Here is a 16601-nt window from a genome sequence, read left to right as displayed (position 1 = left end):
TTATTTCATTATTTTTGTTTATTTATTGAAAATTTTTTTAATATTTTAAAGATAAAAATTAATTGAATAATTAATTTTTTAACTAAATATTATTAAATTATGAAAAATATTTTAAAAAATATATTTGAATACACACTTTTTTTTCTAATCTATATAATTTCATTTTCTATATTATTTTTTATTATTTGGATAATATTGGAGTATAAAAACATTTTCATATTATCAAAAGTATCTACTAATTTCAATATTATAAAATATATTATACTTAAACTTGATTATATACTTTTTGAAATAATACCTTTAATATTTTTCTTTACATATTATACCCTTAGTTTCTATTATATTAATAAAGGTTCATTAAACTATTTTATCTTTATATTAACTTCATGTATAGTTATTTCTATTATATTTTTTATTTTATTTGGAGCTCTTTTTAATTCTCCAATAAAAATTATCAAAATAACTAAAAGTATTAGTTTTAACACAAAAAAAGAAGCTTCATTTTTTCCTTCTAGAAAAATAATAAATAAAGATAACACTTTTTTTTATCTAGAAAATAGTAATAGGGCTATATTACTTGAGGAAAATAAATTATCTTTCTATAATTACTATTATGATTATAAAAACTTTCAAATTGTCTTTGAAAATAATTTGAAAATTAATATTTTTGGAGAAGAATTAAAATTTAATTTTCCATATATAGATAAAATAGTAAAGAAATATTACAATAATTTTAATGCATATTTAAATATATATCATAATTACATAATAAAAAATTATAACCCTCTTTTTTTTATATATTTTTTCTCTCTAATTTTATTTTTTCTATTCATCCCTCCAATAATTTTTAATGATCATTGGCAATTTTTTACTTTTTTTATCGGAATTATTATATGTATATTTTTTATAATACTATTTCTTTTTACTTTTAAATTTACAAATTTATATCTTATAGATTTAAAAAGTTTGAAAAGCTATATTTTTTATTTTCCCGCAATTGTAGCAATAATTATTGACATTTTTGTTATTTTAATAGCTTCTATTAAAACTTTACAAAGAAATATGAGGATGAAAATTGGCAAAAATATCAACAGATAAAAAATTACTTACAAACTTTATTAATTTCTTTCTTATAATTTCTATATTTTTAATATGTTTTTTTCTTATCAAAATAAGCATAGAAACAAATAAACTTGTTAAAGAAAAAATTATATTAAACAACTATAGAAATAATTATATATTTTTTTCTATTTTAATAAATTATCTTAAAAATGTAGATATTTATTTTATTTTAAGTTTAATAGTAATTGTAAATCTTTTGTCAAGACAAGCAAAATTAAAAGAAAAATATCCAGAAACTAATTATAGAACATATACAAAATTTTTTTCTAAAGCTCTTATAATATTTTTTGCTTTAATTTTATTATCCCATGAATTTTTAATTCCATATTTTTCTAAAATGATTAATGATTTTAAATCAAAAACAATATTATCTTATAAATATTTAGAAGAAGCTGAAAAATATAGAGAGCTTGGGAATAAAAATTTAACTATTAATCCAAAAGCAGCTGGTGAATACTATAAAATATCTCTTGAATATTATAAAAAATATTTATATTTTGAACCAAAAAACCAAAAAGTTATAGAATTAATTAATGAATTAAACCTCAGGCAGACAACAGGAACATCAATTAAAGAAAAAGAAAAGGAAGATAAACTAGATCCCAAAGATATAGAATCTTATTATAAAAAAGCTTTATATCATTACAATAAAAATGAATATATTCTAACAATATATTACATCGAAAAATATAGGTACTTTATTAAAAATAATGAAGATGCAAATAGAATATATGAAATAGCAAAACTTAAAGTTGAAGAAGAAAAAACAAAAATTAACAAGAAAAACAAAGAAATATTTGAAACAAAAATAAAAGGTATAAATGAATTAAATAATAAAAAATATGTTGAAGCTTATTATACATTTAAAAACCTTAAGGAAAAATATCCTGAAGAAAAATCCATATTACCATATTATGAAGAAGCTCTAAACCTTTATAAAAAACTTGATTTTTTTATTTCTGATGCTGAAAAATATATAAATTATCCTGGAATTTATAAAATATTAATTAAAGCTAATGATGAAAAAAATAAAGAATATATTGTTTATATAGATAAACTTGTTGAAATGTATAATGAAATATACATATATAATACCACTTTATATGATATTCAAAACAAGAATCTTATCACTTATAAGTGGGGCAAAAAAATAAATAATTATTTTATATTAAAAAATTATGAAAATCAGTCAATAATATTCAAATACGATTTAAGTTATTCCAACTTAAAAAATTTCCTAAATTATGGAAATGAAAATACATTCTCAATTATTATTTATCCATTGTTAAGAAATTTTATTATAAATTCAGGTTATTCAATAGAAATAATTGATACAATTTTCTCAAAAAGAATAATTTTCTATATCTTTTTTATACTTTTTAGTGTTTTTATTTTTAACTACTCATATTCAACCAGACTTTTAAAAATTGAAGATAACTATAATTTAATTGAACTATTTTTATTTATTTTTATTACTATTTTTATTGGCAGTTTTTTATATCCTGTTATGAAAGAATCTTTATATAAGTTATACTTTATTGTATCAATATTTTTGAAATTTCCATTAAATCTTATTTCAATAGTTATTTTCTCAATTTTATTAATATTCTTTCTATTTATGTTTAATGAGAATAGACACTCAGATTAAACTTAAAATATTAAATAACCTGGTGATTCAGTTAGACTAATTTCTTCATCTATATAATAAGAGCCATACCTTATTTTTATTCTATTTTTATTTCTAATTAGATAATTATTTAAAAAAGATTTTTTATCTTTTTCTTTAATCAAATCATAATATTCGAATTTAGAAAGTATAAATCCATCTAAAACTAAGTTTTGGGAAATTAAATTTATTTCTTTAATATTTAAATTAAGAGTATGTATAAAAATTTCGAAATTATTACTAAATATCTCTAAAATTTCATTATAAGGAATAAAATAATATGTAAAAGAATTTATTCTTAAATTTAAAAACCATACCAACACATTTTTAATCAAAAATGTTGATTTATAAGATAAAAGAAACTGATCTATTTTTGAATTTATTACATTTTCTTCATTAGTTAATATAAGTTTTATCAAATCAAAACTTGAATAATTTTTACCTTCCTTAAAGTTTATTTTAATACCTAAATTATTAAGATCTTCATATATAACATCTATTGTTTTGCACTGCTTCCTAATCTTGGTTTTGAAATATCTTCTATAATCTAAAATATTTTTATAAACTTCTTCTTTCTTTTCTTTTTTGGCTACCAATGAAACAAGGAAAGGTATGTAATTATTACCTAAATTAATAAAGGATTCAACAAAAATTGGTTTAAAAATTTTAATATTATATAAATTATAAAAAAAGGGACTACTTAAATTTAAATATTCTGAAAAACCTAGATAAAGAAAATTTTCTTTTGAAAATTCTTTAATAAATTTTTTAAAATTAAACTTATAAAGCGTCCCTGGAAATAGCAAAGAAGCAAGGCAGTAATCCTTAAATTTATATTTCATAAATTAAAATTATAAAAAAATATTAAATTTACAACTCATAAACTTAAAATAAATAATAAAAATAAAAAATATTATCCATATTTTATTTGAATTTTTTTATTTTTTAACTTAAATTTAATTATATGAAACTAAATAAAATAAAATTAAATAAAAATAAGACATTTTATAAAAAAATTTCTCTAATTTTTATTTTTTTAATTTTAATCAACTTATTTCTTTCATGTATGGGAAATAACAACCTTAAAAAAAGCAATAATATTTTTACTATTGAAAATACAAATTTGAATTTTACAAAATCAGATGAAGATGTATTAATTGAAAAAACTAAAAGTTCTTTAATAAATTTATTTAATTTTTCAAATATTGATTTTTTATATGATAATCTTTTTTCTCAAAACCTTAAAAATCAGATCAAAAAAAGTAATTTTAGAGAAACTGTCACTAAATGGCAAAATAATTTTGGTGAAATCATATATATTAAAATTAATAATATCGAAAAAATTAATAATATATATAAAATCTCTCTCCAAGTCTACCACCAATCTTATATAACAAATTTTTTTATTTTTTGGAATCAATCTTACAAAATTGACTTTTTTTCTTTAGAAAGTTTTAGTTATAATAATTTAAATTTTAAAACCCCTGATTTCAAAAATGTTCAATCTGTAAGAAAAGAAATAAACTACTCTAATTATAATATTAAATTTATAGAATATAGAAAAATGAATATCGACATCCAAGAGCAAAAAAAATATCCTTTAATTTTAATTATTAATGATATTACTATTGACTTAGAATTTAGAGAAGCTAAAAATTTTCAAAATAACTTAATTAATTTTTTTGTATCAAGAGATTTTATTGTCCTAACTTATGTTATAAACTTTAATAATAAAAACTTAATAAATAAATTCTTCTCATATGAAACTTTACTAAATTTATCTTCTCTTTTTGCTCAATATATATTAAAAAATAAGAATTATATTGATGAAAATAAATTAATAATCTTAGGATTCCAATGTTCAAATTATTATATACCTTATATAAAAACAATTTTATCTTTATCAAAAAACAATAAAATTGAACTAAAAGGAACTATATTTTTAAATCCACTTTTTATAGATATTAAAGAAGTTTTTAAAAATTACTTAACCTATTATTTTAACCATGACAATTATTTGACAAACTTTGAAAAAAATTTCTTAGATTATTTTTCTAATTTAACCAACGAAGAAATTATATCAAATGAATTCTATTACAACAATGAATTATGGGCATTATTATTTAAAACAAATCTATTAAAAGAGATCATTGAATATAAAAATCCATTTATAATTTTTTTCTCAGAAAAAAATTACTTTTTAAATATAGAAAAAGAGGAGTTTTATAAAGAATTTTTTGATAAAATAGATACTAAAAATCAATATCTTATTAATAAATATTTATTTAATAATCTTAATTCCTTTTTTTCAAACGCAAACAATGAAAGGACTATTATTAATAATTCCCTATCTATTTATCCTGAACCAGAATTTATAAACATACTTGATAAATTTATCAAACTTTTAAAATAAAAAATCAAATTTTATTATTTATTTTTATTTATTAGATTTTAAAATTCAAATTATTTAATAAACAATTACAAAAAAATAAAAGTATCAATTCATTTACCTCTATAAAAAAACCTGCACAGTCTCCATTAACTCCATCAAAATTAACATAGCATATTTTTAGGTAAATATTTCTAAAAATTAAATTAATAATTATGGATAAAAGATAAAAAATAGTAAAATAATAAAAATATAAATTAAATAACATTAAAAATAAATTCCCATTATTAATAATTAAAAAGCCAGAATTATAAAAAAAATTAGAAAAATTTTTTTTAAATTCAAAAAATGGATAAAATATTTTTAAATATACCAAAATAAATATTAAAAATGAAAAAACTAAGAATATTGGGTAAAACGCAATCAATCCTTTCAAAAATTTAGTTTTATTTAATAAACTTTGAAAATAGCTAAATGATTTACTTGTATTAATAATTCTAGTATTTATTCCAAGATAAAAAGAACTTAATTTAGAGAAAAAACTTATAAAAAAAGTAAATAAATAAGCAATTATTATTAATTCTAAATTAACACTTCTATCTCTAATTTTAATATAAAAATTATTATAAAAAAATTCATATATTTTTAGTGTTAGAATAAATTTACATAAAACATATAAAGAACCGAAAAAAATAGCAAAACTTCCCTTATGAACATCTTTTAAAATCTCTTTTTTCTTTTCTTTATCTTTTTGCGAAAAAACTGCATCTATAAAGTCAACAAATCCATCAAAATGAAATAGATTAAAAAAATAATAAGAAAAAATAAATATAAAAAAATTTAATAATAATGGTTCTATTTTTATTAGAATTAATAAAATTAAACCTATTATATAAAAAATATTCCCAATAAAAAAAACAGCCGGTAAATAAAAAGAGAAATTATCATAAATAAAATTAAATTTTAGTTTAAATCTTGAAAAAAAAGCTAAAGTTGTTAGAAAAGAATCAAAATTTTCTTTTATTTTTAAAATAATTTTATTTCTCACAAAAATGGATTCCTCAATTCTAAAAATTAAAATAAAATTTTAATATTTTAAAATTTCTACTATTATCACCTTATCTTTTAATATCTCTTTTCTTCTTTTATACTTTTACTTACATTTGCACCACTAAATGTAGCCATTTCACAAGCCATTTTGGAAGAAAGTTCTACTATTGAACCTCCAATTATTGCACCTGTTCCCTCTCCTAGCCTCATTTCAAGATTAATAATTGGTTCTAACCCCATTTTATTTAATACATTTTTATGACCCTTTACTTTTGAAAGGTGCCCTGCAAACAAAAAGTCAATAGAATCAGGAATATCTACAAAAACTGGATATAAAGCAGAAGTAATAGGAAAACCATCAGAAATGATTGCTATTTTTTTATCTATAAGATTCTCAACAAAAGATTTTATAACAACAAATTCGTATCCTCCAACTTTTATTAATATATCTTTAGTATCTTTATATGGTTTATGCTTTTCAACAGCTTTTACTATGACCTCTTTTTTATGTTTTAACATCTCCTCATCTATACCTGTTCCCTTATCAACAATATCATCAGGATTAAAACCTAAAGCTATTAGTATAGTTGATGCTATCGTAGTATTTCCGATTCCCATATCACCCAAAGATATCAAATCATAACCTTTTTCTATTACAAAATTTGCGAGCTTTTCACCATATTTATAAGCCTTTTCATATTCTTCTTCATTCATTGCAGGCTCTTTAAGAATATTTTTTGTACCATTATTAACTTTCATATCAAAAAAATCATTTCTTTTTTTAATATTTTCTTCAAAATCTTTTTTAACACCACAATCAATACAAAAAAGGTCATAACTATAATACCTAGCAAAAACATTTATTGCAGCACCACCATTTAAGAAGTTGTATACCATTTGAGAAGTTACTTCTTGTGGATAAAGAGAAACACCCTCCTCAACAACCCCATGGTCTCCTACAAAAATAAAATGAGCTTTTTTACTAATTTTAGGTGGAACTTCTTCTTTAATTAATGAAAGTTTTAAAGAAATTTCTTCAAGCTTTCCTAGACTACCTTTTGGTTTTGTTAAGTTATCAAGATGTGCAAGCATTTCTTTTTTAATTAATTCTTTTTTTTCTTTTTCTTTACTTCTTAATATATCCATAAGAACCTCCTAAAATTTTATACTTTCAAAACCTTTTCCATATACACCAACTACCGAAGCAATAGAAACAAAAGCTTGTCTATCATACTTGTGTATTATTCTTAAAACATCTTGAATTTGATATTTCCTAACTATAATTGTTAAAACCATTATCTCTTTTTTGGTATACCACCCTTCCCCTTTCAATATAGTAACACCTCTTTTAAGAACATTTCCTATTTCATCAGCAATTTTTTTATGTTCATTAGAAAATACAAACATTTGCACTGATTGCTTTGAACCCTCTATAATAAGATCAATAGAATATGAAAGTACAAACATTGTAACATAACTATAAACTAACTTTTCAACTGATTTAAAAAATAGATAAGAAGATGCTATTATCAAAACATCTATTAATAAAATAATTTTACCAGGGCTTATATCTCTATATTTATTTATTATTAAAGCTATAATATCTGTTCCTCCTGTACTTCCCCCCTGAGTAAAAATGATACCAATACCAATCCCAGCTAATGCCCCTCCTATAATTGAGCACATAAAAAGATCTGAAACAATAGGTTTTTTAAATACTGATTGTAATAATGAAAAAAAGAAAGAAATAACAAAAATTCCAAAAATTGTTTTAAAACCAAAAGTTTTACCTAAAATTTTTAGACCAATTAAAATTAAAAAAATATTAATTATAAAATAAAAAAACCCTACAGAAATACCTGTGGAATAATAAATAAGAGTTGAGATACCAGAAACTCCTCCCCCAATTATGCCAGAAGGAATAAGAAAAGCAGTCCAACCAAATGAATTTATAAATAAACCACAAATTATAATAAAGTAGGTTTTTATTGTATTAAATAAATTTAACAAATGGATCTTATTCGCTTTTTCTTTGCTCATAATTTTTATACCTTTTTTAAAAATTATACTAACTCACATATAGTTATATATTTTACAATATAAGCAAATCATTCTTAATCTTTGTAAAATTTTTATAATTTATTCTATTTTTTTTATTCCTTTTTTATTTATAAAACTTTTCTAATTTTTTTTCTCTATTATTTAAGAAAATACCATTATAAATTATTAATATTATATAATTAATAATAATTTGACTTTCTTTTATATCTAAGGTGTTCTTCAAAAGACTTTGAAAAAAAATGAGTTCCATCACCCTTAGAAACATAAAAAAGAAACTCAGTTTGTGCAGGATAAAAAGAAGCTTTCAATGAAGATAAAGATGGATTACATATGGGAGTTGGAGGTAACCCCTTATTAATATAAGTATTATATGGGGATTTAATAAGTAGATCTTCATAAGTAAGGAACTTTTTGTGTTTTGGCAAAATATATTCTACTGTTGGACATAATTCTAATCTCATGCCCTTTTTAAGTCTATTATATATTACTGAAGCTATAATTTCTTTCTCACTCTCAATAAAAGCTTCTTCTTCTATAAGAGAAGCTACTATTATTCTTTCATAAATTTCTTTAAAAGAATAATCATTAATGTTAATAATTTTATTTAATTGTCTAAAAAATTCATCTACAAAGATTTTGAGGACTTCTTCATATTTTATGTCTGGTGAATAAAAATATGTTTCTGGAAAAATAAAACCTTCAAAAGAATTATAAGCCTCAATTATAGGCCAATTTTTCATAAAATCTTTATTTGATATAAGCTTTATAAAATCTTTTTCTGGAATTATTTTATTTTTATTTAAATATTCTATTAACTCTTTAATTTTAAGACCAGGTGGAATAGTGACTTTTTTTAATTCAGAAACACCTTTTCCAACAACTTCAATTATATTATAAAAATTACTACCTTTCTTAAAATTATATTTACCTTTTTTTAGAACAAAACCCGGTTTCAAAAATCTTGCATAAAAATAATAAACATTTTTATTTCCACTTAAACCATTATTTACAAGTTTCTCAATAAAAAATTTTAAGGTCATTCCAGGATATACTTCAATAAAAAAGTCATCACTTAATTTAAAAAAGAAAACATTAAAACTTATATAAAATATCAAAAAAGAAAAAAGAATAAGAATAAGAGTGAAGGAAATAAAAATAGTTTTAAACGAAGTTTTAAATTGATTTTTGTTAAATTTTTCTTTTTTCACCCTTTAAGAAAAGCATATTTAAAATTATTTTCAAATATTCAAATTTTATGTTAAATTTAATTATATATCCAAGTAAAAAATAACTTAATATTTTAATTATTTTAAAATATTACATAAAAATATATATTAAATAGAAATTAAATAATAATTATAATTTAATATTTATTTTTTAATAAATGTTTATACAATAAATTTTGTAAGAAAGAAAATTTATGATTTATATTGGAACATGTGGTTATTCTTATAAAGATTGGGAAGATATTTTTTACACAAAAAATGAAAAAAATAAACTTGAAAAATATTTTAACTTTTTTGATTTAGTTGAAATAGATTCTACTTTTTATAACAATCCTCAAAATTTTTTTATCAATTATTTAAAAAAAATATTTTTATTAAAAGATTTTTCTGGCAAAAAATTAATATTTAAAATAAACAGTTTTTTTACACATCAAAATTTTAATGAAATTAACAAAACAGATTCTTTTTTAATAATAAAAAAACTCGAAGATTTTTTCTATCCATTAATTGAAATAGAAGATAATGTATTACTAATTCTTTTTCAATTTCCATACTCAGTAAAATTTAATCAAAATTTTATTTATAATTTTAATATTATCCTTGAGAAAATTAATGAATTTAAGATTAAATCTAACAAAGAAAAATCAAATCTCTTTAATTTTGCAATAGAAGTTAGAAACAAAACATTTATAAATAAGGATTTTTTGAATTATTTAAATAAAAACAATTTAGTTTTTGTTAATATTGATCAACCATTAATTTCAAGCTCTATACCATTAACCTTTATTAAATCATCAAAAAATTTCATGTATTTTAGATTACATGGAAGAAATTATGAAAATTGGTTTAAAGAAAATACAGAACCTTTCGAAAGATACAATTATCTATACAAAGCACAAGAAATAATAGAAATTTTTAATTCTATTAATTACAAATTAAATAATTACATAAAAAGCTCAGTTAATAATAGTGAAAATAATTTTATTCTAACAATGAATAATCATTATAAAGCAAAGTCTATTCTCAATGCTTTCCAGTTTGAGATTTTATTTAATAAAGCTATAAACCCTGATAAAGAAAACAATTCTTTTATAAAATTAAATAGCATCACAAACTTATTAAAATATTACTCCAAACAAATAGATGAATTTACAACATTACTAAAAACTAAATAAAATTATAATATTAATATTTTAAAAAAATAAGAAACAAACAAAACTTATAAAAATATTATTTATTATACTGTATTGTTAATTTCTTATTAGTTGCATCATAATAGGATATGTAAACTCTTCCAAAACTATCAATATCAATTGATGTAAACATATTACTTGTTTCATTATCTATTATAGTTGATTTAAAATTCTTATTTTTATTATTTAAATAATTTTTTCATTTTTCTCATTATAACATACAATATGGATATAATTTTGACTGTCTAAAACAATATCTGAAAACTTTCCAATATTACCTGAAATTAAAACAGTAATAACTTGAAAACTACCATTTTTATTTAATGTTTGCAATGCATCTGAACTATTATTTGCATATTTTAGTTTTTCATTTAGTTCATCATAATATGCTATATGAACAATACCATTTGAATCTCTTTTTATTTATGTGTATTGGCCTGTATTATATTTTCAATGTTATAGTTTTATCAATTAATATAAGCCCAGTATAAAATAATCCAATTGAAATTGAAGGATTTGAACCATCAACAATATATTTTATTATGATTTTATCTAAATTACTACTTATGCTTAAATTAATATAATTATCATAAGTTCCTTCATCATAATTAAATTGTAATTCTATTTTAGTTTTTGGAGGTTCATTTTTTTGATGATTATTTGTTGGGGAAATATTATTAACAGGATTGTTACAATAAAAAATAAAAATCCTAAAAATAAAAAATTAAAATATTAATTTATATTTTCTAATTATTTCAAAAATTTAATTTTATTTTATAAATAACATTAATTACACCCTATATTTTTTTAGATAAATATTTTCCACTTTCAACAAATATACAAAGATTTTATAGTATTTTCATATCGATTTAATTATAGAAATAAAAGATTAATAGACATAATATTGTTAACAAAATTAACTTCTTTTTTAAATGTAATAAACTATCGCAATTTTTCACCTAAATTTTTAGTAAAAAAATATTTTTTAATTATTGTTAAAACAACAATTAAAAGTATTATAATTTTTTTAGAAATTAAATCCTATACAAAAACCAGGTGAAATTCCATAAATAATCTCTTCTTTATACAAATAATTGAACTCTAAATAAATTTCTAAAAAAACTTTAATATTTTTTTTAAAAAATTCTTTTAATAATAAAAATCTATATCCTAATTCTACATTAAATCCCCAAGTAAAAGTATTTAAATTTGGCTTTGAACCATAAAATATTATAAAATATGTACCAAAAAATAATCCAGAATATGCATTCCTAAAATACAATCTTACTCCAAACATTAAATCAATTAACCAAATATTCAAAGATATAAAATTCATATATTCATTTCTTAATAATAATGATAATTTTTGGTTAAGAAAATATTCAAAAAAGAAACCATAACCAAAACCTTCAGTCTGAATTGATAAAAAAAGAGGTTTAAAATCAATACAAATAGAATATATTCTATAATTATTTTCATCTTCATCACCATATATAAAATCAAAATTAATAACTTCAAAAAAAATAAATAAAATAAAAAATAGTATTAATATTTTAAACTTCATACAAGTCTATTCCTAATCTAATTATTTCTAATTTTTATGTTTCTTTAACTTTATTTATCTTATTTTATCAATATAATTCTATTCTATCTATCTATTTAATTCTAATACTTTATTATTTAAATTCAATTATTAACTTTTTTATAATTTTCAATCTTTAACTATTTACTTAATTTAATTTTATATTATTAATTTATAGACATGTTAAAAATAGCTATATTAACAAAAAGAAAAGATCATTTTTTAAAGTTCGTTAATAACATAGATAAAAATAAATTCGAAATTTATTTTTATAAAAATAAGGATGATTTCATTAGTATTATAGACCATTTTGATTTTATAATATTTGATTCTTCAACTATTGATCCATTTATATTTTATGATTTAATTCAATTAACAAGAAAAGAGAAAATAATTTATCTTTCCCAATATTTTGACTATGAAGAATTTAGGTATTTTTTAAAAAATGATTTGAATATTCTTTTTAAGCCTTTACAAGAATATTTTTTTTATAAAAATGATAGATTATAATGTTAGGCTATATTGAACCTGATAAAAAAGAGCTAAAAGTAAAGCATTTTAATTTTTATAACTCCATTTATTGTTCTTTATGCTTCAATATTAAGTCATATTCAAATTTCTGTAGATTATTTTTGTCTAAGGATTCTATTTTTTTCTATCTTTTATTTATATCTAACTTAGAGAAAATAGATTATTCTTTTATAAAAAGGAAATGTCCATTAAATCCTTTTAAAAAGGTAGATATCTATGTTGAAAAAAAATTTTTACCTCTTTTTTCTGAAATTTCAATTTTAATTATTATTCTAAAACTTTTCGATCTAATTTATGATAATAAAAATATAATTTTAAAAAAATTGATTAAATCTTACATTAAAAAATTATTAAAAAGATTAAGATATATTTATGTCTATTTTCAAGACCCTTTTGAACATATTAATAATTATTATAGAAAAGAAAAGGAAATCTATAAAACTCTAAATAACTCATTTAATAATTTTGAAAATTTTAATGAAGGTTTACAGAATTATTTTTTAATCCTTGAAAAATATCATGATAATTTTTACGAGCTTTTTAAAAAATTCTTACCCCTTGAATACATCGATATTAAAATATCAGAAAATTATCAAATAATAACAAAAAATGTTTTGAAGATTATAACAATTATAGATTCTTTGGATGATATAAAAAAAGATGTAAGAAAATCTCAAGAAAATATTTTATTTCCAATTATTATAAAGCTTTTTCAAAACTCAAATAAAAATATATATAACAAAACTAATAAAAAACTAAAAATAAAAAATATTAATTTTAATTACCCTTTTCTTATATTAAAAAATAACTTAAAAGATAAAAATTTTAGTGAAACCTTTAATAAGGTAAAAGAAATATTTTCACCTCTATTAAAATTATATTTAGATAATATAAGGGAGAGTTATATTAAAATAAAATCAATATCACCATATAAAAATCTTTATAATGAAGAATTGCTTGATAATTACTTTTATTATGGTTTTGAAAAGATAATAAAAAGAGTTCTTTATTAAATTTTATAAATCTTCAAGAATTTCATAAGTAAATATTATATTTGAGTTTTTCTTTAACATGGCAGAAACCCCGCAATATTTTTCTTGAGAGAGATTAATAGCTTTTTCAATTTTATCTTTATAGTTTTTTAACTCATTCCCCCAAAATTTATAGACTATTTTTATATCTTTAAAAACTCTTGGATGATCCTCTGTAGTTTCTGTTTCAATATCCATTTCGTACCTAGAAATTGGTACTTGCATTTTATTAAGCAAAGAAACTACATCCATACCAGTACAACCAGCTAAAGCTACTAATAATAGCCCTTTAGGTCTTGGGCCCCTATCTTCGCCCCCGAAATCCTTATCAGCATCCATTATTATCTTATGTCCATTTAGAACACTTTCAAAAGCCATCCCACCAAGCCATTTAGTATTAATTTTCATTTCTCCTCCCAAAAAAATAAATATTAATAATTATTGTTCTTATAATTTCTAAAAATATATTAATCTTTATTTTTAATATTTTATTTATAATATTTTTACTTTTTTTAATATTATAATTACTTTATTTTTTTGACTCATCTGCTAATTCAATTATTCCTGTTTCTTCATTAATTTTTATATTTTCTCCTTCTTGAATTAAATCATACTCAAATTCTAAATTTAAATTACCTTTTTTAATCTCTTCTTTTATTTCAGGTAAACTTTCTAACTCTTCTTTACTTTGTAAATCAGGAATCTCCTCAAATTCTTTTTTAGTCAATTGATCTTTAACAACAATCTGTTCTTCTTTTTCAATTTTCTCTTTTTTTTCTTCTAAAAGATATAATTTCTCCTCTTTTTTTACCTTTTTTTCTTTTTTTAATTTAGTGTTTTCTAATATTTTAATTTTAACTTTTTCTATTTGATCTTCTTTTATTATTAATCCTGTTTCAATACTTTTAAGTTTTCCTAAGATTTTAATCAATTGATCAGAGTTATTTTTGAGTTCTTCTGCATTTTTTGTAATTTCACCAGATATAAGATTATTTTCTTTTACAACCTTTTCAAAATTATCTTTTATCATTGAAAGATCTTCTGTAAATTTAACCTCTTTAATTGCTTCTTCTTTTATTGATTTTACTTGATTATCAATATCACTAACTTCTTGCATTATATTTAAAACTGCACTCTTTATTATATTTGATCCTTGCATACTTTGATTAACTTTATTATTTATTACTCCGATAAAATTTTTTATCTCATCTGAAACATTTGATGCATTTTCTGCAAGTTTTCTAATTTCCATAGCAACAACAGCAAAACCTTTACCTGACTCTCCAACTCTGGAAGCTTCTATTGAAGCATTTAAAGCAAGTAATTTAGTATGCGAAGATATATCAATAATTAACTTTAATGAATCAACCATTTTCTGAGAAATCTCATCAATTTCACTCATAGCACTTAAAGATTTTTCAAAAAGTTCAATTTGTTCTCTTAATCTCTTTATTGAATCAGTAATAGCTTGTGATGCATTATCTGAAACTTTTTCAATAATTTTAGTAGAATCTGTAATTTTTCCAATTGATTCAGTAACCTTTAATAATGATTTATTAAGGTTATCTGAAAAATCACTTATCTTTTTTGCAATTTCAAAATTAACATTTGTCTTATCAGAAATAACATCAAAAAAATTTTTTACTTGTAAAACAAGATTATTTAGTTCTAAAGATGTTACATTAAGTCTATGTGCAAAATCTGCCATTTCATCTGTTGTTCTAACAGGAACTGATATTGTGAAGTCTCCTTTTTGTAAAGTTTCTATAGAATTTCTTAAAATTCTAATGTAATCAGAAAGATAAAATGCAAAAATTAAAGATGAAGAGACAAGTGAAAAAGCTGATATAGTAACTATTCCTGAAAATGCCTTAATTAAGGCAGAAGATGGTTTAAATTTAAAAAAGTTAAATGTAGTATTTATAAATAGAATCAAAATTAAATTAGCTAATATTGCAGGAAGCAAAATAGTAAATATTGTTTTTACAGGAATATTAAAAATATAAATCTTGAAAGGTGTATCTCCACTTTGAATTTTAACTTTAATTAATATTTTTTGTATTTTATTTATTGTAAAAAGGTTAAAATAATAGTTCATTACACTTGAATTTATTGATGTAAGCAAAGATAGTAAAACCATCAAAAAAAAGTTACTTTTTAAAAATAAATCAGTATTTATAAAATAGTATAAAGGAATTATTAAAACTATAAAAGACCTAAAAAAATAAAAAATCATATTATTTAATGGAAAATTTAAAATCCTTGCTCTATACTTTAAAAAGTCATAAGGGTCCATAAAATTTGTTATATTAAAGATATTAAAATATTCAAATATATTTTTTAATATAAAATAATTTATTATTAAACCAATCAAAGCATTCAAAATAGAAAAAAACTCAAAAGCAATGACTGCTCTAAGAAATTCAGTAGATAAAGTCATCAACCCTCTTGCAGGTAAGAGTGAAAAAGTCCACAAAAGTAAAGGCAATATAGTTAAAGGAAAGAAAAACTCACTTAAAAAGAAAGCAAAAGAGTTAAAGTTAATATATCCTTCTTCATAAGATTGAAACTTTTCTCTGACTTTACTCTTTTTGTTTTTATAAACATACATTTGCTTTTTTTTATCAAGAAAAGATGTTCCCTTTTTCAGTCTTTTTTTAACAATTTTATCTTTACTCATATAGGTTATCCCTTAAAATTAAATTTTATCTTTTGTTATACAAATAAATTTTTATACTATTTAAAAAATT

Annotated in this window: 15 protein-coding genes; 6 read left to right on the top strand and 9 right to left on the bottom strand. The window is 19.7% G+C overall.

Annotated elements, in window-relative coordinates:
• Positions 1-99 precede the first annotated feature (99 nt).
• Both N3A58_07410 and N3A58_07405 read left to right on the top strand, forming a co-directional pair.
• Positions 100-1098, top strand: coding sequence for a hypothetical protein (locus N3A58_07410; protein ID MCX8059226.1), 999 nt, complete (start codon positions 100-102; stop codon positions 1096-1098).
• Entirely contained in the window at positions 1076-2770 is a 1695-nt protein-coding gene (locus N3A58_07405; GenBank protein ID MCX8059225.1) for a hypothetical protein, read from the top strand. Before N3A58_07410 ends, N3A58_07405 begins: the two co-directional genes overlap by 23 nt.
• 2 nt (positions 2771-2772) lie before the next feature.
• Here the strand turns inward: N3A58_07405 and N3A58_07400 are convergent, their stop codons facing one another.
• Positions 2773-3630, bottom strand: coding sequence for a hypothetical protein (locus tag N3A58_07400; GenBank protein ID MCX8059224.1), 858 nt, complete (start codon positions 3628-3630; stop codon positions 2773-2775).
• 224 nt (positions 3631-3854) lie between these two features.
• Here N3A58_07400 and N3A58_07395 point away from each other — a divergent pair, with 224 nt between their 5' ends.
• Positions 3855-5201 carry a hypothetical protein gene (locus N3A58_07395; protein ID MCX8059223.1) on the top strand — a complete coding sequence of 449 codons (1347 nt, stop codon included), beginning with the start codon at positions 3855-3857 and terminating at the stop codon, positions 5199-5201.
• A gap of 31 nt (positions 5202-5232) precedes the next feature.
• Here the strand turns inward: N3A58_07395 and N3A58_07390 are convergent, their stop codons facing one another.
• The 4 genes from N3A58_07390 to mltG all read right to left on the bottom strand — a co-directional run bounded on the left by N3A58_07390 (position 5233) and on the right by mltG (position 9496).
• The gene (locus tag N3A58_07390; GenBank protein MCX8059222.1) at positions 5233-6225 is read right to left on the bottom strand and encodes an adenosylcobinamide-GDP ribazoletransferase; all 993 of its coding nucleotides are present in this window, start codon (positions 6223-6225) and stop codon (positions 5233-5235) included.
• A gap of 77 nt (positions 6226-6302) precedes the next feature.
• A complete protein-coding gene (cobT, locus tag N3A58_07385; protein MCX8059221.1) occupies positions 6303-7373 on the bottom strand; it encodes a nicotinate-nucleotide--dimethylbenzimidazole phosphoribosyltransferase in 1071 nt (356 codons plus the stop codon).
• Positions 7374-7382: 9 nt separating this feature from the next.
• Complete coding sequence (locus N3A58_07380; protein ID MCX8059220.1) at positions 7383-8267, bottom strand: YitT family protein; 885 nt, start codon at positions 8265-8267, stop codon at positions 7383-7385.
• A 200-nt stretch (positions 8268-8467) separates the two neighbouring features.
• Positions 8468-9496, bottom strand: a complete 1029-nt coding sequence (gene mltG, locus N3A58_07375) for an endolytic transglycosylase MltG (protein MCX8059219.1) — start codon at positions 9494-9496, stop codon at positions 8468-8470.
• Positions 9497-9708: 212 nt separating this feature from the next.
• Between mltG and N3A58_07370 the strand changes: the two genes are divergently transcribed.
• On the top strand, positions 9709-10689 hold the full coding sequence (locus N3A58_07370; protein ID MCX8059218.1) for a DUF72 domain-containing protein: 981 nt from the start codon (positions 9709-9711) through the stop codon (positions 10687-10689).
• A 204-nt stretch (positions 10690-10893) separates the two neighbouring features.
• Here N3A58_07370 and N3A58_07365 read toward each other — a convergent pair whose 3' ends face one another.
• Together N3A58_07365 and N3A58_07360 are read right to left on the bottom strand one after the other, a co-directional pair.
• On the bottom strand, positions 10894-11040 hold the full coding sequence (locus N3A58_07365) for a hypothetical protein (GenBank protein ID MCX8059217.1): 147 nt from the start codon (positions 11038-11040) through the stop codon (positions 10894-10896).
• A gap of 694 nt (positions 11041-11734) precedes the next feature.
• Positions 11735-12271 carry a hypothetical protein gene (locus tag N3A58_07360; GenBank protein ID MCX8059216.1) on the bottom strand — a complete coding sequence of 179 codons (537 nt, stop codon included), beginning with the start codon at positions 12269-12271 and terminating at the stop codon, positions 11735-11737.
• A 198-nt stretch (positions 12272-12469) separates the two neighbouring features.
• On the opposite strand from N3A58_07360, the gene N3A58_07355 reads away from it, so the two are divergent.
• Both N3A58_07355 and N3A58_07350 read left to right on the top strand, forming a co-directional pair.
• Positions 12470-12799 carry a hypothetical protein gene (locus N3A58_07355; GenBank protein MCX8059215.1) on the top strand — a complete coding sequence of 110 codons (330 nt, stop codon included), beginning with the start codon at positions 12470-12472 and terminating at the stop codon, positions 12797-12799.
• The gene (locus N3A58_07350) at positions 12799-13833 is read left to right on the top strand and encodes a DUF5685 family protein (protein MCX8059214.1); all 1035 of its coding nucleotides are present in this window, start codon (positions 12799-12801) and stop codon (positions 13831-13833) included. The genes N3A58_07355 and N3A58_07350 overlap by 1 nt, the downstream gene beginning before the upstream one ends.
• A gap of 3 nt (positions 13834-13836) precedes the next feature.
• On the opposite strand, the gene N3A58_07345 is transcribed toward N3A58_07350, so the two are convergent.
• Together N3A58_07345 and N3A58_07340 are read right to left on the bottom strand one after the other, a co-directional pair.
• Positions 13837-14259, bottom strand: a complete 423-nt coding sequence (locus N3A58_07345) for an OsmC family protein (GenBank protein MCX8059213.1) — start codon at positions 14257-14259, stop codon at positions 13837-13839.
• Positions 14260-14380: 121 nt separating this feature from the next.
• Positions 14381-16531, bottom strand: a complete 2151-nt coding sequence (locus N3A58_07340; GenBank protein ID MCX8059212.1) for a methyl-accepting chemotaxis protein — start codon at positions 16529-16531, stop codon at positions 14381-14383.
• Between the last annotated feature and the right edge of the window lie 70 nt (positions 16532-16601).

The organism is Spirochaetota bacterium (genome assembly GCA_026415295.1).
Classification (GTDB): Bacteria; Spirochaetota; JAAYUW01; order JAAYUW01; family JAOAHJ01; genus JAOAHJ01.
This window is presented reverse-complemented; position numbering and strand designations above follow the sequence as displayed.